The organism is Collinsella aerofaciens (assembly GCF_040910325.1).
GTDB classification, from domain to species: domain Bacteria; phylum Actinomycetota; class Coriobacteriia; order Coriobacteriales; family Coriobacteriaceae; genus Collinsella; species Collinsella aerofaciens_BL.
Genome location: NZ_JBDGAV010000019.1, coordinates 28,577 through 47,237, shown reverse-complemented (window position 1 = coordinate 47,237; position 18,661 = coordinate 28,577). Strand labels below are relative to the sequence as shown.

The following is an 18,661-nucleotide window of genomic DNA, read 5'->3' as shown; positions in this document are numbered from 1 at the left end:
ACCAAGCGCCCTGCCGGCACTCGCGGGTAGCCGCGGCACCAAAAAACGCCTGCGCACTCGATGGATTCGGATGCCCGACAGAGGCTCCTTATGGCTGCTTCCTTCCGGACCTGACCAGATTCGGAACATGTCGTCATCCGAACCCATCGAACGCGCTAGGCGCTCGATATATCTTACCCGCTCCCGCCCGATGGGGCAAGGTAGCTAATTTGGGACGGGGCCAAAAGACCACTTTTGAGTTGCGGTGGAATAGTTCCTGTTTTACGACCCAAGGCCAAAAACAGGAACTATTCCACCGCAACTTATTGAGACTTGCCCGGAAAGACTTAGATACGGGCGAGGTCGTAGGATCGGGCGGCGGCTTCACCGGCGCAGATGAGGCTGATTGTGGCTTCCTGGGGGTCGAGCGCTTGGTCAAGGGGCATGGGCTTGCGGCAGATCGGAAGCACCACGTCAATACCCTGCTCATACACCGCATCCAAGTTGTCAGCGCGACCGCCCACGACAGCGGCTACCGGCTTGCCATATCGCTTGGCACGGCGGGCCACGCCCACCGGTGCCTTACCGGCGGCGGATTGCTCGTCCATATTACCCTCGCCTGTAATGACCAGGTCGACATCGCGTACGCGCTCGTCAAACCCAATCAGATCGAGCACCGTCTCCACGCCCGAACGCAACTCGGCACCGAGCGCCAGCAGCGCGGCACCCAGGCCGCCGGCAGCACCGGCACCGGGCACGCCGAGCACCGAACCAAATGTCCGTGCACCCTCGGGCACGCGCAACAACCCCTGAGCCCGCACCCCGGTAATCGCCGCATCGAGCAGGCGGCCGTAACCGACCATCCAGCTGTCGTACTTGCCCAGGGCCTCGGCATCCCCCGCCGGCAGGCCCTTTTGCCCGCCAAACACCGCAAGCGCCCCGCGACGCCCCACGAGCGGATTCTCGACATCGGAAAGCACCACGATGCGTGCGCCGCCCAGCACCCGAAGCGCCGGCGTCAGGTCAACACCGGCGACTCGTTCAAGGCCCGCGAGCCCCGGCGCGATATCGCAGCCACGGTCATCGACAAGACGCGCGCCCAGCGCCTGCAGCATGCCGGCGCCGCCGTCGTTGGTGGCACTGCCGCCCAAGCCAATATAGATAGTCTTTGCCCCGGCACGGACCGCACGGAGCATCAGCTCACCCACGCCATAGGTTGTGGCCGCCAACGCCGCCGACTCCGTGCAAGGCGAGTACCCGATGCCCGCGGCTTCGGCCATCTCAATTACAGCCGACTCGCGCTCGGCATCCACCAGCATCCGTGCAGACACGCGGTCGCCCAAGGGGCCTGCAACCTCGCAGGTCACAAGCTCGCCACCGCAGGCGGCAACGGCGTCGAGCGTTCCCTCGCCACCGTCTGCCAACGGCAATGCGGCCACCTGGGCATCAGGCCACACACGGCGAACGCCTTCGGCAACCGCCGCCTCCGCCCGCGCGCTCGAAACGCTACCCTTAAAGGAGTCGATCGCCAACAGCACGCGGCGGGGCCGGCGGCACGCGGCACCAAAATCGACCGCCCCAACGGCAGTATCTTCGACACCCGCAAGCGCCTCGGCGTGGGCGGTATGCGCCTCAAGATCGGCCCCACAACCGCAGCCAGCACCATCGGTGCCACGCAGCCCACTAAAATAACCGCTCAGCACCGCGCGGCACTCGTCTGCCAGCACGCCGGCGGTCACATTAAACCGATGATTCAGGCGCGAATCGGCATTGAGGTCGTATAGCGACCCCAGAGCGCCCGCTTTAGCATCAGCCGCGCCGTACACGCAGCGCCCCACGCGCGCGTTAACCATAAGCCCCGCGCACATGCAGCAGGGCTCGAGCGTCACGTAGACCGTACAATCGGAAAGACGCCAGCGTCCAAGCGACTGAGCGGCGGCGCACAGGGCCGAAAACTCGGCATGCGCCGAAGGATCCTGGTCGAGCTCGCGGCGATTATGCGCCCGCGCGACAATCTCGCCGTCGCGCACCACTACGGCTCCGATGGGCACCTCGCCCACCGCAGCGGCGGCGCGCGCCTCGGCCAGCGCCTCACGCATGAACTTCTCATCGATTTCGGTGATCGTCATCGTTCGCCTTCCCTGTTGCAAATCCAAAACGATGCTATCATTACGACTCACGGAGAGATGGCAGAGCGGTTGAATGCGGCGGTCTTGAAAACCGTTGAGCGCGAGAGCGTTCCGGGGGTTCGAATCCCCCTCTCTCCGCCACTCCTAGTGATGCACCGGTGTCATGGTCCGCTCAAACAGTGCATCGACCACATCGGCTATCTCAGGTCGACGCTCAAGATCGTGGCCCGATTCCCACCATATCGTGAAAAGTCGAATAATACCGCCGGCGACAAACTCAGACGTCGTCTCGAGTGACACGGGGGCCAGGGCATCCTCGGCAAGCACGTTCATCACACGCTCGCGGATGGAGCGGGCAATGCGGTCGCAAATAACGTTGGTCAACATGCCCGACATGCTGCTTGCCAAAATGTTATCCATGAGCCGCTCGTGCGCCAGAATCAAATCCATGGCATCGTCCAAAATCGCGTGCCGAAGCGCGCGCACGTCCTCGGCAGATACCGCGCCGGCCTCATCGGGCTGTTTTTGCGGCAAGCCCGACATGAGCTCATCGATATAAAAGGCAAAGTAATCGTTCTTGTCGCGAAAGTGCTTGTAGAACGTCGTGCGGCGAATCATGGCGCGGTCGCACAGCATGGCAACCGTCAGGTCCTCAAAACGATGCTCCTCGAGAAGCTCGGTAAAGGCATCGAACAGGGCGCGGTAGGTTTTCTTGATGCGAAGGTCCACTGGTATCGCCATCCTCAGGGCAAAGACAACACTCGTCAATCTGTCGCATATCTTACACCTGTACCTCGCGCGCTTTGCCCCGGTGCCAACCCCGCCGAAAACACAACGCTTACCGGAAAGTTCGGCACGACAAAACGTTGCGGGTATACTAGTAGCGTTATACCAACGGCAGCTGGCGCATGCCGCCGCGGCCATTCGAAACGGAGACATCATGCTTCCCGTCATCATCGGCATCGTTGTTGTCATTGTGATTGCCTGCGCCATCGCCGGCATCTACAACAACATGGTCACCAAGCGTAACCGCATCGATAACGCCTGGCAGAACATCGATACGCAGCTGCAGCGTCGCAACGACCTGATCCCCAACCTGGTCGAGACCGTCAAGGGCTACGCCAAGCACGAGCAGGAGACGCTCTCCGCCGTGATCAGCGCGCGTAACACCGCCGTCAAGGCCACCACGCCCGAAGCCAAGATGGAAGCCGACAACGTGCTGACCGGTGCGCTGCGTCAGCTCTTCGCCGTAGCCGAGGCCTATCCCGATCTTAAGGCAAACACCAACTTTACGCAGCTGCAGGCATCGCTCGAGGATACCGAGAACAAGATTAGCTATGCACGCCAGAGCTACAACGATTGCGTGCTCAGCTACAACAACGCCATTCAGACGTTCCCGGCTGTCATCTTTGCCGGCATCTTCCAGTTTAAGGAGCGCCAGGGCTTCGAGGCCGCCGAAGCAGCCCGCCAGGCCCCGACCGTCAAGTTCTAGTAGTTTGACAGCGCATCCTTAATCGGCCAAATGCATAAACCGCCCCGTCGAATGCATACTTCGACGGGGCGGTTTCCTTTTTCGCGAAGGTCCCCCTCTAAGCGTCGTGCATTTTTAGGAGTATTCAACATAACCAAGAGCTTCGGGCGCCACGATAAATGCCAAAGACCGCGAATATCCCTGCAAATCAAACGCTGCCAGCCCATAACCCCGCCCATCATTCGTAGAAAACATCGAGAACTCCCGATTTTTTGCCCGAGATCGGTATGCAGGGACCTTCGACTGCAGAATACTCGCAAAAATGCACGTCGCCACCGCCCCCACATGGCGCGAAGCAAAGCAAAAGCGCAGCCTAAAAGGCCGCGCACCATCTTTATTCAGATTAATCATTGCCCGTTGTGACATCGCCGAACCCGCAGGGCAGAGAACAAGTTCCCTCCCGGCGCACTCCGCAGGACGCAAGAAGCCCTCGCCGCACGAAGTGCGCAGCGAGGGCTTCTTGCATGTCCGAGGACGCGCCGGGAGGGAACTTGTTCTCTGCCCGGATAGGTAAGACAAATTACGCGACGGTGTAAACCCAGTTGTGCTTGTCCTCGACAGCACCAGACTGGATACCAGTCAGGGTCTCGCGAAGCTTCTTCATCACAGGGCCGATCTCGGTGTATCCAGCCGGGAAGGTCACGGTCTCGTCGGCGCCGTAAACCTTGTTGTCGATTTCGCCAACCGGAGAGATGACGGCAGCGGTGCCGCACAGGCCGCACTCCACAAAGGTGCCGGCCTTGACCTCGGCCCACTCGACGGGGCGCTGGTCAACGGTCATGCCCAGGTCCTGAGCAACCTGAACGAGCGAACGACGGGTGATAGAGGGCAGGATGGAGTCGGTGTGCGACTGCGGAACGACGAGCGTGCCATCCTCTTTCACGAACAGGACGTTGGCGCCACCGGTCTCCTCGACATAGGTGCGGGACTCGGAGTCGAGATACAGGTTCTCGGCATAGCCCTCGCGATGGGCCTCCATCGTGGGCTTAAGGGACATGGCGTAGTTCAGGCCGGCCTTGATGTTGCCGGTGCCGTGCGGTGCAGCACGGTCATACTCGGAAACGCGCAGCTTGACGGGCTTGAGGCCGCCCTTAAAGTACGGACCGACCGGGGTCACGAGAATGCGGAACGTGTACTCAGGAGCGGGAGCCACGCCGATCACGTCACCGGAGCCGATCATAAACGGACGCACGTACAGGGTCGCGCCGGAACCGAAGGGCGGAACCCAGGCGGCGTTGGCAGAAACGACCTGCTTGACGGCCTCAACGAACTTGTCCTTGGGAAACGGGGGCATCTCGAGGCGCTGGGCAGAGTTATACATACGCTCAGCGTTCATGTCGGGACGGAAGCAGACGATGCTGCCGTCCTCGGCGGTGTAGGCCTTCAGGCCCTCAAAGACCTCCTGGCAGTAATGGAAGATACCGCCGCACTCGGAGACATGCAGGGTGTGGTCGGTGGTCAGGCCGCCCTCGTCCCACTCGCCATCCTTCCAATGAGCCTCGTAGCTGTAATCGGTCTTCATGTAGCCAAAGCCGAGGCTACCCCAATCGATATCCTTCTTCTCGACAGTCATATGTCGCTCCTTACATACACAGTTGCATACTCGCGAACCCGCACGCAAGGACCGAGGCCGACCGCGTCGCAACGTCGCACGCCCGGAGCGTAGAGCCGGACGGGACACGCGAGCAGCATCAAAGCCGATGGCACGTCGATTCGCATGCACGAGATTGTACTCCCCGCACGCGTCTGATAAAACGCTTTTCTTTAACTAAGTAAAGTATTTTCATTTGACCGAAGCAAAAAGGCCCGCCACCGTAAGCGGTGACGGGCCTCAACTGTACGGTCTGCGCGCTGGCTCGAGCTAGGCGTTCTATTTACCCAGCTTGGCCTTAACCAGACCGACCACGGTCGGGATGATCGACACGGCAACGATGCCGATAATCAGCAGCTCAAAGTGCTCTTGCACAAAGGGAATGCCGCCAAAGAAGTAGCCCAGCAGCGTAAAGACCGTCGACCAGGTAATGCCGCCCAGCACGTTAAAGACGACAAAGTTGCGCCAGTGCATGCCGCCCATGCCAGCGATAAAGGGCACAAAGGTGCGGATAAACGGGAAGAAGCGACCCAGGAAGATGGCCAGGTGACCCCACTTGTCCAAGAAGTCCTCGGACTTTTTGATGCGCTCGGGCGTCATGGCCTTGACCTTGCCCGAAGCGATGATCTTGCGGCCAAAGAAGTGACCGATCATAAAGTTGCACTGATCGCCCAAAATGGCAGCGGCCCATGCGGTGGCCAGAAGCGCCACGATGTTAAAGCCGCCGTTGTGGGCAAAGAAACCCGAGGCGAACAGCAGCGAATCACCGGGAAGGAACGGGAAGAACACCACGCCCGTCTCGATAAAGATGATCAGGAACACGCAGCCGTAGGCCATAAGCGGGCCGGCGGCGATCCAGCTGGCGATCGCGGTGCGCGGGTCCTTAAGCAGCTCGGCAATAAAAATGATGAAACCCATGAAGTAAAACCTCTCAGTTGTGGGCGCGGATACGTCCAAGTTGACCAGTATACGGTTGCGGTGCCCCCTCGTGCGCAACCCCACAAAAGCATGACTCCATTACCAGCAAGTTTGCATAACTGACACTTGTAGCGCAAAGCCGCCAAGATTGTCCTTTTTAATCCCTAGCGAATCGCTATACTTTATTGAATCGCATTGCCATGGCGCTAAGGGAGGGCGGCCGGTGAGCTTTATCAATACCATTCGCGAGGACATCAAGACCGTCCAGGCGCAGGACCCCGCCGCGCAAAACGGTCTGGTCATCTTTCTTTCCTATCCTGGCCTGCACGCCAAGTGGAACCACGTGCCCGAGCACTGGCTGTGGGAGCACGGTCATCGCTCGCTCGCCCGCGTGCTCTCGCAAATCACCCGCCACATCACCGGCGTCGAGATTCACCCTGCCGCGCAGATTGGCAAGCACTTCTTTATCGACCACGCCATGGGCGTCGTCATCGGCGAGACCACCATTGTGGGCGACAACTGTGTGCTCTACCAGGGCGTCACGCTCGGCGGCACCGGCAACGAGACCGGCAAGCGTCACCCCACCCTGGGCAACAATGTCACGGTGGGCACGGGCGCCAAGGTGCTCGGCAACATCCGCATCGGCAACAACGTCAAGATCGGCGGCAACTCGGTCGTCGTTAAGGACGTCCCCGACAACTGCACCGTCGTGGGCGTGCCGGGACGCATCATCAAGCGCAACGGCTGCCGTGTGTTCGAGGAGAGTTTCGACGCCAAGCAGCATCGCGAGTACATGCCCGATGACGCCGCCGAGCAGTCCGCCCTCAACCGCCAGGGCATCACCGAGAATGCCCGCCGCGTCAAGGAACTCGAGCGAGAGGTGGCCGAGCTCAAGGCCCTCGTCGCCAAGCTCGTGGACGAACGCTAGGAACGCAAGCGGCACAAAACGACATCGGCATCAACGCAAAGGCGCGCCAGGGAATTCATCCCCGGCGCGCCTTATTTGTGATGTGGCAAAGAGACTGTCCCTTTGTCACATTATGCGAACTGGCTCAGATAGAGGTCGGCGTAGGCACCCTCGGCAGCCAGCAGCTCCTTATGCGTGCCCTGCTCGATAATGTTGCCGTGATCCATGACCAAGATCAGGTCGGCGTCCACGATCGTCGACAGGCGGTGCGCGATCACAAAGCTCGTGCGCCCGCGCATGAGCGCGTCCATGGCACGACCGATGGCAAGCTCGGTACGCGTATCCACGCTTGAGGTCGCCTCGTCCAGGATGAGAATCGCCGGGTTATTGAGCAGCACGCGTGCGATGGTCAGCAGCTGACGCTGGCCCTGGCTGATGCTTTCGGCATCGTTGGCCACGCGCGTGTCATAGCCCTGCGGCATGGTGCGCACAAAGAAGTCGACCTGCGCGGCGCGCGCAGCCGCCACGATCTCCTCACGCGTCGCCTCGGGACAGCCGTAGGCGATGTTTTCGGCAATCGTGCCATCGAACAGCCAGGCGTCCTGCAGCACCATGCCAAACTGCTGCCGTAGCTCGCCGCGGTCCATGCGGCTCGTATCCACGCCGTCGAGCGTAATACGCCCGCCGTCAATCTCGTAGAAGCGCATGAGCAGGTTGATGAGCGTCGTCTTGCCCGCGCCCGTGGTTCCCACCACGGCAATCTTCTGGCCCGGCTCGGCGGTAAACGACACGTCGTGCATAAGCGGCTTGTCGGGCGAATAACCAAAGCGCACGTGCTCAAAGGAGACGCGACCCTCAACGCGACCCGGCAGCTTGGCGGCCTCGTCCGGCAGCGGATCGGCCTCCATCTCGGGCTCATCGAGCAGGTCGAACACGCGCTCCGCACTCGCCAACGCGCTCTGCAGCGAGTTGAAGGTAAACGACAGCTGCGTCATGGGTTCGGACGCCTCGTAGATAAACTGGAAGAACGCCTGGAACACGCCGACGGTCATGTGACCGGCAACCAGCATGCTGCAGCCCACCAGCGCGATCACGATCTGCGCCAAACGGCCGATAAAGCGCACCGCAGGGCCGACGGCATTGATCATAAAGTCGGCCTTGGCACTCACGCGTGCCAGCTCGCCCGAGGCCTGGTGCACCTCGGCAGAACTTTGGCGTTCGCGGTTAAACGCGCGGATCACCAGACGGCCCGAATAGCCTTCCTCGACCGCACTCGTAATCTTGGACACCCACTCCTGGCGCTCGCCCGTCACATCGTGTGTGCGGCGCGAGACGACCTTCGTCACCAGCAGCGACAGTGCCGTAAAGAACAGAAAGACGAGCGTAAGCTGCACGCTGAACACGAACATCACGCTCACAGCACCAACAACCGTGCCGATCGACACGAGCAGCTGCAGCAATCCGCGCTGCATGCTCTCGGACATCTTGTCCAGGTCGTTGGTCGCGCGGCTGACGACCTCGCCGGGACGATGCGCGTCAAAATAGGCGAGCGGCAGACGGTTGAGCTTTTGCGCGATGCGGTTGCGCAGGCGCAGATTGAGACGCTCAGCGACGCTCGACATCAAAAAGCTCTGGAGCGCATAGAACGAGGCAGCGGCAGTCCAGATCATAAAGTAGACGAAAATGGTCTTGCCGCAGTTCTCCCAGGTGATGCTGAAAGTGGTGTCGTTGGCAAACGCCACCTGAATGTGGCCCCACAGCTCATCGATCACGCGGGCGCTATATGCCGGCGCGGCGGTGTTAAAGATGACATAGAACACAATGCTCGCGAACACGATATAGAAGCGCCAATGGTCGCCGGCAGCCTCACTCCACAGGCGGCGCACCGTCGCCCAGGTATCCCGAGGCGTCTCGTCCTCGTCTTCGTCGTCCACGTCGCGCATACGCTCTGCCTCGGCGCGGGCGCGCTCGTCCTCGGCACGTTCGTTTTCCTCGTAGAGCGCTTGGCGGCGAGCCTCGCGCTCCGCCGCCTTGGCGGCTTCGTCCAGGTCGGGCGCGACGCCCGTCTCCTCGACTGTCTCTACAACCGCAGCGCCATCGACGATGCCCTGCTTCTTGAGCTCCTCGGTCATGCTACTCACCTCCCTTCATCTGCGATTCCGCGATTGCGCGGTACACCTCGCAGGTTTCCATGAGCTCGTCGTGCGTGCCTAGGCCCACGATCTCGCCGTCTTTGAGCACCACGATCTGATCGGCATGCAAAATAGTCGAGATGCGCTGGGCGATGATGAGCACCGCGGCATCGCACGTCTCGTCCTGCAGCGCATGGCGCAGTGCCGCATCGGTCTTAAAGTCCAGGGCCGAAAAACTGTCGTCGAAGATATATAGATCGGCATGCTTCATGAGTGCGCGGGCAATCGCCAGGCGCTGGCGCTGACCACCCGAGAAGTTCGTGCCGCCCTGGGCCACCGGCGTATCGAGCCCCTGGGGCTGGTCGAGCACAAAGGTGCTCTGGGCAACCTCCAGCGCATGGAGCATGTCAGCCTCAGTCGCGTCTTCGTTGCCAAAGCGCAGGTTGCTCGCCACCGTACCCGAGAACAGCCACGCCTTCTGCGGCACGTAAGCGATATGCCCGCGAATCTCACCTTGCGAAAGGTCGCGCAGGTCAACGCCGTTCAGGCGAATGGCGCCCTTCGTGGCATCGTGGAAACGCAACAAGAGCTTGGCCACCGTTGACTTGCCCGAGCCCGTTGAGCCTACAATCGCCGTGGTCTGGCCACGGCGACAGGCAAAGCTCAGGTCGCACAGGGTGTCCTCGTCGGCATCGTCAAAACGGAACGACATATGGTCGAACACGGCAACCGCGTCGGCACCATCTGCGGACTCAGGCGCCCCGTCGCCCAGCGTTGCCTTGCCGTCCACGATGCTCGGCTCGATTTCGAGCACCTGTTGCGCGCGGTTGAGGCACGCCGCAGCGCGCGGAAGCGTCAGAATCACCATCTGCGCCATCATCACAAAGAACAGGATCAAGATCGCGTATTCCAACACGGCCGAGATGCTGCCGATTTGCATGGCGTGGACGCCCGCGCGGTTGCCGCCCACCCACAGCACCGCCACCTCGGCGATATTCATCAAAAAGAAGCTGGAACTGTCGAGACCCACAAACAGGTGGTTGACCTTGATGGCGTTGGCCGCGTAATCGCTAAACACCTCGTCCAGGCGCTGCTCCTCGTGGCGCTCCTTGTTAAATGCGCGGATGACGCGCACGCCCACGATGTTCTCGCGCAGCACCACGTTCATGCGGTCGATAAAGCTCTGCAGGCGCATAAAGATCGGCGCGGCGTTAGCCACCGTAAAGACCGCCGCCACCAGCACGATCGCAACGACCACACCAAGCAGCGTGCCCATGGCGGGATCGATGAACCAAGCAAAAATGATGCCTGCCACGGCCAAGAACGGCACCGGCAGCACCAACTGAATCGTCTGAAGGACAGCTTGCTGAATCACGTTGATGTCGTTGAGTGAGCGCGTGATCATCGAACCCGTGCCAAAGCGCTCAAAGTCGCTGGCGGACAGCTCGAGCGACTTGTCGTACACGGCATTGCGGATATCGCAGGCCACGTTGGCGGCCAGGCGCGCCGAAAGATAGCAGCCCAACACCGTGCCGCCGCTGGCCATGCCGGTCGCGATAAGCATGTACAGGCCGTTGCGTAAAATATAGTCGATGTCGCCCGTGGTAATACCGGTGTTGACCATGTTCGCCAGCATCGTGGGAACCAACAGCGTACCGACGTTATCTATCAGCACCGCAAACAGCGTCACCGCAATCAGACCGCGGTACGGCCTCATAAACCTCATTAAGAGTCGCATGCGTCCCCCTCGCCCTTATCGTCAGTCTCGTTCTCGGCGGCCACTTGCCGTTTAAATGCCTCGCACTCTTCGTTAAGAACATGGGAGAACTTACCGACCAAGCGCATGATCTCGCACTGTTCCCACGGCTCGAGCGCCTCGAATGCCTGTTGCTCGGCTTTTTGCGCCGGCAACGCGTAGCGCTTGGCAAACCGCACGCCTTCTTCGGTCAGTCGTACAACCTTGTTTTTACGACTGCCCTCGGCAAACTCCAACGTCGCAAGCCCTCGCGCCCTAAGCGTTTTAATCGCCGAATTGATGGTCTGTTTGCTGTAGAACCATTCACTCGTCAGCCGACTCACGGCAACGCTTCCGCCCGCTGCACTCGTGTCGACGAGCATCCAGTAGGCGCAGTCCGAAAGGCCGCAGGCGCGCGAGAACTCCGAATAGATATGGTCGAGTCCATTGAGCAACCGATCGAAGTCGACCAGCGTAACCGCACTATTCATCTATCCCACCATTCAATTGTCCGATTTTTGACCAATTATGTGTCTCTAGATTAGTCCGAGTTTTGACTATCGTCAACAGGCTCTCCGCAAATGCGTGCATTTTTATGGCCTATCGGCAGAAAAAGACCGCCGGCGCGGGGGCGGCGCCAGCGGTCACGTGAAAATCGGGTTTTATTGCCTGTTAAGCGGCGACGGCCTCATAGACCGTAGCGCCCGAGAAGCTGTCATGCAGGCTCTTGCCGGCAATCCACGGCAGCTCGACGACCTCGCAGACCGTGTTGACCAACTCAGAACAGTCAGTAAAGTGGCCCTTGTCGTTGAGGGCCTCGCAATCCTGAACACGCCAATAGCCATCGGTGTGCGTGATGTAGTACTCGTGATCGTTGATCGACACGAAAGCGCGCGTCTTGGAACGCAGCAGCTTCAGAAATCCTTCGAAATCGGTCTCGACGACATCTCCAGCCTGGAACATGATGTTACCTCCTGGCCCGGCGCCACCACGGCGCATTGATAAACGTTGGTACTCCTTTAGTAAAACCTTTATCAGAGGTTATGCGTTCGTCATTTAGGCAAGTGGTAAAAAACCGCAGGGTAGACGGGATAAAACGTTTAACCATCCCATTTGTTTGTCACATTCTGAAGGTACTTTTATGCAAACCTACTTTCCCAATTGGAATCTATCCTTTTGGCCGGGCAATTGACCGTCTATCGTTTGAGCCCGACGGGTATGAACGGGGCATCTGCAACGCCACCGCAAGGAGACACCATGGAGACTATCGAAGCACTCATTCACCGCCGCAGCTGCCGCAACTACAGCGATCGTCCCGTCGAGGCCGAAAAGCTTGCACGTATTATCGAAGCCGGCCAATATGCACCGAGCGGCATGGGCCGCCAGCCGGTGACGTTTGTCGCCGTCACCGACCCCGCGACCGTCGAGCGTCTCTCGCAGCTCAACGCGCAAGTCATGGGCAGCAACAGCGACCCCTTCTATGGCGCCAAGACCGTTGTGGTGGTGCTGGTTGACCGCAGCGTGCCCACACATCTGGAAGACGGCTCGCTCGCCATGGGCAACCTGCTCAACGCTGCCTATGCGCTGGGCGTTGATTCGTGCTGGATTCATCGCGCCCACGAGGTTTTCGATTCGCCCGAGGGCCTGGAGCTACTGGCCAGTTGGGGTCTACCCGCCGACGGCAGCCTGCGCGGTGTCGGTCACTGCATTCTGGGCTATGCCGAGGACACGCTGCCCGAGCCCAAACCCCGCCGCGACAACGTGGTCTACGTAAGGTAATTAGTTCCGCCATTCTACCGAACGGCGGGCTCGTTGACGCTGCGCGGGCCGCATTCACGCCAATCTGACGTTCAATTTCGAGGGCGCGACCAGAAGGTCAGCGCCCTCTCATTTCACGTCACCTTGGCGCAAATGCGGCTCGCTCGCTTTTGGCGACTGACATCGAATGAGCCACTGTCTTGGGCAGCTAAAAAAGCCCCGTCCCAAATTAGCTGCCCCACTCGCAACTTATCCCGCCGATGGAGTTATTGCCGTTTCGCTCGTCTGATTCGCATCGACGTCGTCGCCTTGCTTGTCTTCGTCCTTTTGCACATCGGCGATGGTGGAGGCCGCCGCAACGATACCGCGCTGGGGCGCGACGCTCGTCTGGGCCTGAGCGCCCTCGACAACTTCTGTACCTACATGCGCGAGCTCGGGCGATTTAAACATTGCGTCCAAGTTGGCGCCACCGCCGGCATATCCGAGCGCAGCGAGCGCGATGACGATCACTGCAACGGCGGCCACGATCGGCACGTAGCGATGCCAGCCGGCGGGATTGAGCCCGCTGCGGCGAGCCGCCCCGCGGCTGATGTAGCCGAGCGTTCCGTCGTGCTTGAGCTTTGAGCCCACCACGCGTTTGCGGCCCCACAGCGAGGACTCTGCCTGCATTGCCAAGCGGGCGCTTGCCGAAGGATAGCCGTATTTAGTGCGCTTGAACGAGCCATCAAACCCCGAGGCGTGTTTGCCCCACGTCACCGATGTTGTGCGTCGGTTGACCGGCGCGGCACTCCGCCTTCTGCGGCTCGGTTTTGAAGTCTCAGCCATATGCCCTCGCACGCCGTAACCAAATCGAAACAATAACGCTTTGGACTGTAGCACACGCGTCGCGTGCGGTCACGGGCGCCTCGCTCAACGGTCATCGTCCTTCAGCAAGCGCCACAGGGTCGTGCGGCTTATTCCCAGCACCTCGGCAGCGCGGGTCCGGTTGCCCTGAAGGTGGCCTACGACCAGCCGCGCGATATCGCGTTCGGTATCGGCCAGTGGACGCAGGATATACAGATCGCTGTCGAGCGTCGGAGCGCCAAAGGTTGCGGTTTTGATGACGTCCTCCTGGGCGAGCACCTCCTCCGCCACTTCGCGCTCCGCCACACCCGACCCTACTAATATATAGAGTCGTTCCGAGACCTCGCGCAGCTGCAGATAGTTGCGTGGCCAGCGATAGCCGTTGAGCGTCGAGGCAGCCTCCTCGGACATACTCGGAGCGGCAGTTCCAAAGGCATCTGACAGATATGACAAATACCGCGCAACCTTTTTCGATGCGCCACCCTGCTCGGCAATCGCAGGCGCCACACTTACTGCGCACGCCAAGCGCTCGGTTACAAAAGCGGCCTGATCGCTTTCGCCACCGCCCGGCATATCGTTTGCCGTCAGAACCACATGGCAACGCGCGGCCAGCGCCGTGTCGGTCATCGTAGAGACAAGCTCGCGCAGACGCTGCGGCGAAAGTGCATGCCAGCCGCCAATACAAAGGGTCAGCCTCGCCTGGAACAGCGGCGATTCCGAGCTTTTGAGCAGATGGCGCCAGCCGCGATCTGTGAGCTCGTCAAGTGCCACGGACACAAAGGGTTCGTCAGCATAAGGCCCATCCAGATAGAGGCGTTTTGCAATCTCTGCCTGGCCGGCACCCAGCTCGCCCTCCAGCATGAGGGGCACGCCGCGGGCATAGCTTTCGCAGACGGGACCAGCGACCGCAGCGGCACCCTCGACAATGCCGTACGCGCTTGCCTCGTAGCGCGCCTCGACCTCATCTGCGTTAAGCCACTCAATACCCGCATGTGCCGCCACACCGTGCACCTCGCGGACCACGACTACCCAAAGCGCGCCGTATTCCTTGGCGACCGGACGCACCGTAAGGCTCAAGCGCCCTCCCGCATGTCCCATCACCAGGCGCGTGCCGTTGCCCACGCGCCCCAGGCGCTCGGCGACAAATGCCGCGACATCTTGCTCGAGCGCGACATCATCCATGGTCGAAATCGCCACGCGTCCACGCCCATCGATTGCCAACGCCGAGGCCCCGGCAGCAGCCAAGGCCTCGATCAAGATTTGTAGCCTGGCGTCACTGTTCATATTGCGCCCCGTCCTCGGCGCCACGCCGCCACCGACGGCTGCGCGAGCGAGTGTTTCAAAATTGAACGATATTGCTCACCAAACACTATAGGGCAGAAGCCACCGTCCTGCGAGTATATGAGTTGCCCCGCATCGCCATCCTGGCGGGGCGATAAGAGCTCTTCGGGACCTATCAACCTGCGGACAAGCCATACCCGCAAGAGCTCCTATCGCTCCACCGCGGACATGCGCTCGCCAGCACGCAGCACGCAAATCAGCTACTTCTCTACCAGATTCCCAGCACGTGCTGCATTCCCAAACTCATGCACGCGATGCCAATCCAGCAGCAAAAGCCCAGCGCGATGGGCTTGCCGCCCTTTTTGACCAGCTCGACGATATCGGTATTAAAACCAATAGCCGCCATGGCCATCACGATAAAGAACTTCGACAGCTCCTTGATGGGCGCCGTAAAGGACGCGGGAAGCTGAAGCACCGTGGTGATCACACTCGCCAGCACAAAGAACAGCACAAACATGGGAAACGCGCGTTTAAGCGAGAACGTGCTTTTAGCGTCGCCGCCGGCCTTGCGTGCTAGATGCATCTGCCAGCATGCGAGGACCAACGTGATGGGAATGATAGCCAGCGTCCTGGTGAGCTTGACCACCGTGGCGCTCTCGAGCACATTTGCGCCGGGATGCATGCTGTCCCAGGCGCTCGCCGCAGCCGTTACCGACGAGGTGTCGTTGATGGCGGTACCGGCAAACAGGCCAAAGCCCTCATTGGTCAGCCCGAGCATGCCGCCGAGCGTCGGAAACACGAGCGCCGCGATAACGTTGAACAGGAAGATGACCGAGATGGCCTGGGCAATCTCGCGATCGTCGGCATCGATGACGGGCGCGGTCGCGGCGATGGCAGAACCGCCGCAAATCGACGAACCCACACCCACAAGCGTCGCGATCTTGCCCGGCACGTTCATAACGCGGCAGAGCACAAAGGCGATGACAAGCGAGGTCGAGATTGTCGCCACGATAATCGGCAGCGACTGGGCGCCCTTGGACAGAATCTGGGAGAGGTTCATGCCAAAGCCAAGCAGGATAACCGCGTACTGCAAGACTTTTTTGGACGTATAGGTAACGCCGGCGGCGAGCTGTTCGCGACGATTCTTGGGAAAGACGAGCGCAAGGACCATGCCAAAGAGGATGGCAAATACCGGACCGCCGACCACCTCAATTTGTTTGCCGAGCAACGTCGCGGGAATGGCGACGATCAGGCAGAACAAGACGCCTTTCCAGCGCTCGCGTACGATATTTGCCAGTTGCATATGGGACTCCTTCTTTCTATTTCACGTTTGCGACGGCTTATGATACGGCAACATTGAGCGCAGCCTTGCGCAAACACAGACTAAGATGCCGCAATAGTTCTTAGGCAACGGCCGAATTACCCACCGCGGAGAGCTGATTCGCGGCATAATTAACAACTGACATATGAGTTTGATAGAACAGTTGCGAGGCGCTATGGAAGAATCGATGCACGTCGGCGAGCAGGAAACGAGCCTACAGGACCAGTCCTACCACACCATTCGACGCAAAATCGTCTACCTGGACTACAAGCCGGGCGAAAAGCTGGGCGTCAAACAGCTTTGCGACGACCTGGACATGGGCCGCACGCCCGTGCGCGAGGCTTTGGTTCGCTTGGCGCAGGAAGGCCTGGTGCGCACCGTGCCCCAGAGCGGCACCTACGTCTCACCCATCAACCTCACCCTTGCCGAGAGTGCCTGTTACATCCGCGAGCATCTGGAAAAGCAGGTGATCGTGGAGTGCTGTGCGCGAGCCACGTCGGCCGGCATCGAGCAGCTCGACCGCGCCATCGTGCTGCAGGAAAAGGCCATGGCCGAAGAGGATCGCATCGGCTTCTTTTTGAGCGACAACCTCATGCATCACATGATCTTTAGCATCGCGTGCCGCAGCACCGTGTGGTCGTGGCTCGAAGAGACCAATGCCGACCTGGAGCGCTTCCGCTGGCTGCGCGCTGCCACGCAGGTTCTCGACAATCAGGACATTGTGAACGAACACAAGCAGATTCGCCGCGCTATCGCCGGTCGCGACCCCATCGAAGCGAGCTTTTTGGTCAGCAAGCACCTGCACATGATGTTCCGCAACCAAACCGAGGTTCTGGACCAGTTCCCCGAGTACTTCGAGACCAGCAAGCTCCGCTAACCTGCCAAAAAGGGACAGGTTTATTTTGGCAGGTTTTATCTGGGCAAATGCAACAAGGCCCGGCTCCGCTGCAACGGAGCCGGGCCTTAGTCGCTAGAACGGCGGAACCAACTACTCTACCGTGACGCTCTTGGCGAGGTTTCGGGGCTGGTCGACGTCGCAGCCGCGCAGGATGGCGACCTCGCGGGCGAGCAGCTGCAGAGGAACGCTCGCCGTGATGGGGCTGAACACGTCGCGGACTGCCGGCACGCGGATAATGCAGTCGGCGATCTTGTTGATCTCCTCGTCGCCCTCGGTGGCAACGACGATGACCTTGGCGCCGCGCGCCTTGCACTCCATGAGGTTCGACACGGTCTTGTCGTAGGTGGCACTCTTGGTGGCCACGGCGATGACAGGGAAGCCCGGGTCGATCAGCGCGATGGGGCCGTGCTTCATCTCGCCGGCGGCGTAGGCCTCGGCGTGCAGGTAGCTGACCTCTTTGAGCTTGAGCGCGCCCTCGTAGGAAATAGCGGCACCCATGCCACGGCCCACGAACAGCGCCGACTGCGCGTCCTTGCACAGCAGGGCGGCCTCATGCACGGCCTCGGTTTGGGTATCCAAAATCCACTGGATCTGCTCGGCCGTATCGGAAAGCTCGCGGAACAGCATGCGCGCCTGCTTGGTGGTCAAGCGGTACTTGACCTGCGCCAGCAGCAGAGCCAAAAGCGTAAGGCTCACGACCTGGCCGATGAAGCTCTTGGTCGAGGCGACCGCGATCTCCTTGTTGGCCTTGGTGTAGATGACGCCGTCGCTCTCACGCGCCACGGGGCTGCCCACCACGTTGGTGATGCCGAAGACCTTGGCGCCCTTGATGCGCGCGTCGCGGATGGCAGCGAGAGTGTCAGCCGTCTCGCCCGACTGGGACACGGCCACGACGAGCGTCGTCGGCGTGATGATGGGGTTGCGATAACGGAACTCGCTGGCCGCCTCCACCTCGGTGGGGATGCGAGCCCAGCCCTCAATGAGATTCTTGGCAATGAGGCCAGCGTGATAGCTGGTGCCGCAAGCAATCACGTAGACGCGGTCGATGTCGTTGAGCTCCTCGAGCGAAAGGCCCAGCTCGTCGATGTCGAGCTCGCCGGCCGGCGTCATGCGGCCCACCAGCGTGTCGCGCACGACGCGCGGCTGCTCGTGGATCTCCTTGAGCATAAAGTCGGGATAACCGCCCTTTTCTGCCATGTCCAGGTCCCAGTCGATGTGGGTGACCTTGGGCTCGATAACGTTGCCGGCCTCGTCGGTGTACTCGACGCCTGCGGGCGTAAGCTTGGCAAACTGACCGTCCTCGAGCACCACGACATCGCGGGTGGCGTCGATGAGCGCGATGACGTCGGAGGCGACATAGGCGCCGGTCTCGCCCGCGCCGACCACGATCGGGGAATCCTTGCGGGCCACGGCGATCACGCCGGGCTCGTCAGCGCACACGACGGCCAGACCATAGGCACCGACCACGTGGGCGCAAGCCTCGCGCACGGAGGCCATCAGGTCGTGCGTCTCGGCATAAGCCTCTTCGATCAGATGCGCGAAGACCTCGGTATCGGTCTCGCTCTTAAAGTGGTGGCCGCGGCCCTCCAGCTCTTCGCGCAGCTCGGCGAAGTTCTCGATGATGCCGTTGTGGACGAT

Annotated in this window: 16 protein-coding genes, 1 tRNA gene and 1 other RNA gene; 5 read left to right on the top strand and 13 right to left on the bottom strand. The window is 60.7% G+C overall.

The features are described from left to right. Positions 1 to 54 precede the first annotated feature (54 nt). Positions 55 to 150, bottom strand: an RNA gene (ffs, locus tag AB5Z25_RS08265) — signal recognition particle sRNA small type. Positions 151 to 326: 176 nt separating this feature from the next. Next, on the bottom strand, positions 327 to 2,108 hold the full coding sequence (gene tadA, locus AB5Z25_RS08260; protein WP_368135284.1) for a tRNA adenosine(34) deaminase TadA: 1,782 nt from the start codon (positions 2,106 to 2,108) through the stop codon (positions 327 to 329). Between the two features lie 51 nt (positions 2,109 to 2,159). Between tadA and AB5Z25_RS08255 the strand changes: the two genes are divergently transcribed. After that, a tRNA-Ser gene (locus AB5Z25_RS08255) sits at positions 2,160 to 2,249 on the top strand. A gap of 3 nt (positions 2,250 to 2,252) precedes the next feature. Here AB5Z25_RS08255 and AB5Z25_RS08250 read toward each other — a convergent pair. Continuing rightward, complete coding sequence (locus AB5Z25_RS08250; RefSeq protein ID WP_052044212.1) at positions 2,253 to 2,837, bottom strand: TetR/AcrR family transcriptional regulator; 585 nt, start codon at positions 2,835 to 2,837, stop codon at positions 2,253 to 2,255. A gap of 211 nt (positions 2,838 to 3,048) precedes the next feature. Between AB5Z25_RS08250 and AB5Z25_RS08245 the strand changes: the two genes are divergently transcribed. Next, positions 3,049 to 3,600: a LemA family protein gene (locus AB5Z25_RS08245; protein WP_171021549.1), complete on the top strand. Its 552-nt coding sequence runs from the start codon at positions 3,049 to 3,051 to the stop codon at positions 3,598 to 3,600. A 559-nt stretch (positions 3,601 to 4,159) separates the two neighbouring features. Here AB5Z25_RS08245 and AB5Z25_RS08240 read toward each other — a convergent pair. Continuing rightward, complete coding sequence (locus tag AB5Z25_RS08240; RefSeq protein WP_035138743.1) at positions 4,160 to 5,212, bottom strand: branched-chain amino acid aminotransferase; 1,053 nt, start codon at positions 5,210 to 5,212, stop codon at positions 4,160 to 4,162. Positions 5,213 to 5,509: 297 nt separating this feature from the next. Continuing rightward, on the bottom strand, positions 5,510 to 6,148 hold the full coding sequence (locus tag AB5Z25_RS08235; RefSeq protein ID WP_368135283.1) for a DedA family protein: 639 nt from the start codon (positions 6,146 to 6,148) through the stop codon (positions 5,510 to 5,512). Positions 6,149 to 6,371: 223 nt separating this feature from the next. Here AB5Z25_RS08235 and cysE point away from each other — a divergent pair, with 223 nt between their 5' ends. Continuing rightward, positions 6,372 to 7,076 (top strand): serine O-acetyltransferase, encoded by a 705-nt coding sequence (gene cysE / locus AB5Z25_RS08230; RefSeq protein WP_035138740.1) that lies wholly within the window; start codon positions 6,372 to 6,374, stop codon positions 7,074 to 7,076. 110 nt (positions 7,077 to 7,186) lie between these two features. Here the strand turns inward: cysE and AB5Z25_RS08225 are convergent, their stop codons facing one another. The 4 genes from AB5Z25_RS08225 to AB5Z25_RS08210 form a co-directional block, all read right to left on the bottom strand. Then, complete coding sequence (locus AB5Z25_RS08225; RefSeq protein WP_204986360.1) at positions 7,187 to 9,187, bottom strand: ABC transporter ATP-binding protein; 2,001 nt, start codon at positions 9,185 to 9,187, stop codon at positions 7,187 to 7,189. 1 nt (position 9,188) lies between these two features. Next, positions 9,189 to 10,925: an ABC transporter ATP-binding protein gene (locus tag AB5Z25_RS08220; protein WP_368135282.1), complete on the bottom strand. Its 1,737-nt coding sequence runs from the start codon at positions 10,923 to 10,925 to the stop codon at positions 9,189 to 9,191. After that, a complete protein-coding gene (locus AB5Z25_RS08215) occupies positions 10,913 to 11,413 on the bottom strand; it encodes a MarR family winged helix-turn-helix transcriptional regulator (RefSeq protein WP_022094370.1) in 501 nt (166 codons plus the stop codon). The genes AB5Z25_RS08220 and AB5Z25_RS08215 overlap by 13 nt, the downstream gene beginning before the upstream one ends. Positions 11,414 to 11,594: 181 nt before the next feature. Next, complete coding sequence (locus tag AB5Z25_RS08210) at positions 11,595 to 11,885, bottom strand: hypothetical protein (protein WP_006235631.1); 291 nt, start codon at positions 11,883 to 11,885, stop codon at positions 11,595 to 11,597. Between the two features lie 294 nt (positions 11,886 to 12,179). On the opposite strand from AB5Z25_RS08210, the gene AB5Z25_RS08205 reads away from it, so the two are divergent. After that, a complete protein-coding gene (locus AB5Z25_RS08205) occupies positions 12,180 to 12,701 on the top strand; it encodes a nitroreductase family protein (RefSeq protein ID WP_138375058.1) in 522 nt (173 codons plus the stop codon). A gap of 228 nt (positions 12,702 to 12,929) precedes the next feature. On the opposite strand, the gene AB5Z25_RS08200 is transcribed toward AB5Z25_RS08205, so the two are convergent. From AB5Z25_RS08200 to AB5Z25_RS08190, 3 genes are all read right to left on the bottom strand, one after another. Continuing rightward, positions 12,930 to 13,505, bottom strand: coding sequence for a hypothetical protein (locus tag AB5Z25_RS08200; protein ID WP_022094368.1), 576 nt, complete (start codon positions 13,503 to 13,505; stop codon positions 12,930 to 12,932). 84 nt (positions 13,506 to 13,589) lie between these two features. Next, complete coding sequence (locus AB5Z25_RS08195; RefSeq protein WP_368135281.1) at positions 13,590 to 14,807, bottom strand: helix-turn-helix domain-containing protein; 1,218 nt, start codon at positions 14,805 to 14,807, stop codon at positions 13,590 to 13,592. Between the two features lie 265 nt (positions 14,808 to 15,072). Beyond that, positions 15,073 to 16,107 carry a YeiH family protein gene (locus tag AB5Z25_RS08190; protein ID WP_152067563.1) on the bottom strand — a complete coding sequence of 345 codons (1,035 nt, stop codon included), beginning with the start codon at positions 16,105 to 16,107 and terminating at the stop codon, positions 15,073 to 15,075. Between the two features lie 193 nt (positions 16,108 to 16,300). On the opposite strand from AB5Z25_RS08190, the gene AB5Z25_RS08185 reads away from it, so the two are divergent. Next, positions 16,301 to 17,002, top strand: coding sequence for a GntR family transcriptional regulator (locus tag AB5Z25_RS08185; protein ID WP_050766156.1), 702 nt, complete (start codon positions 16,301 to 16,303; stop codon positions 17,000 to 17,002). A 111-nt stretch (positions 17,003 to 17,113) separates the two neighbouring features. Here the strand turns inward: AB5Z25_RS08185 and glmS are convergent. Continuing rightward, positions 17,114 to 18,661, bottom strand: a 1,548-nt coding sequence (gene glmS / locus AB5Z25_RS08180; RefSeq protein ID WP_368135280.1) for a glutamine--fructose-6-phosphate transaminase (isomerizing), incomplete at its 5' end; no start/stop codon positions are given.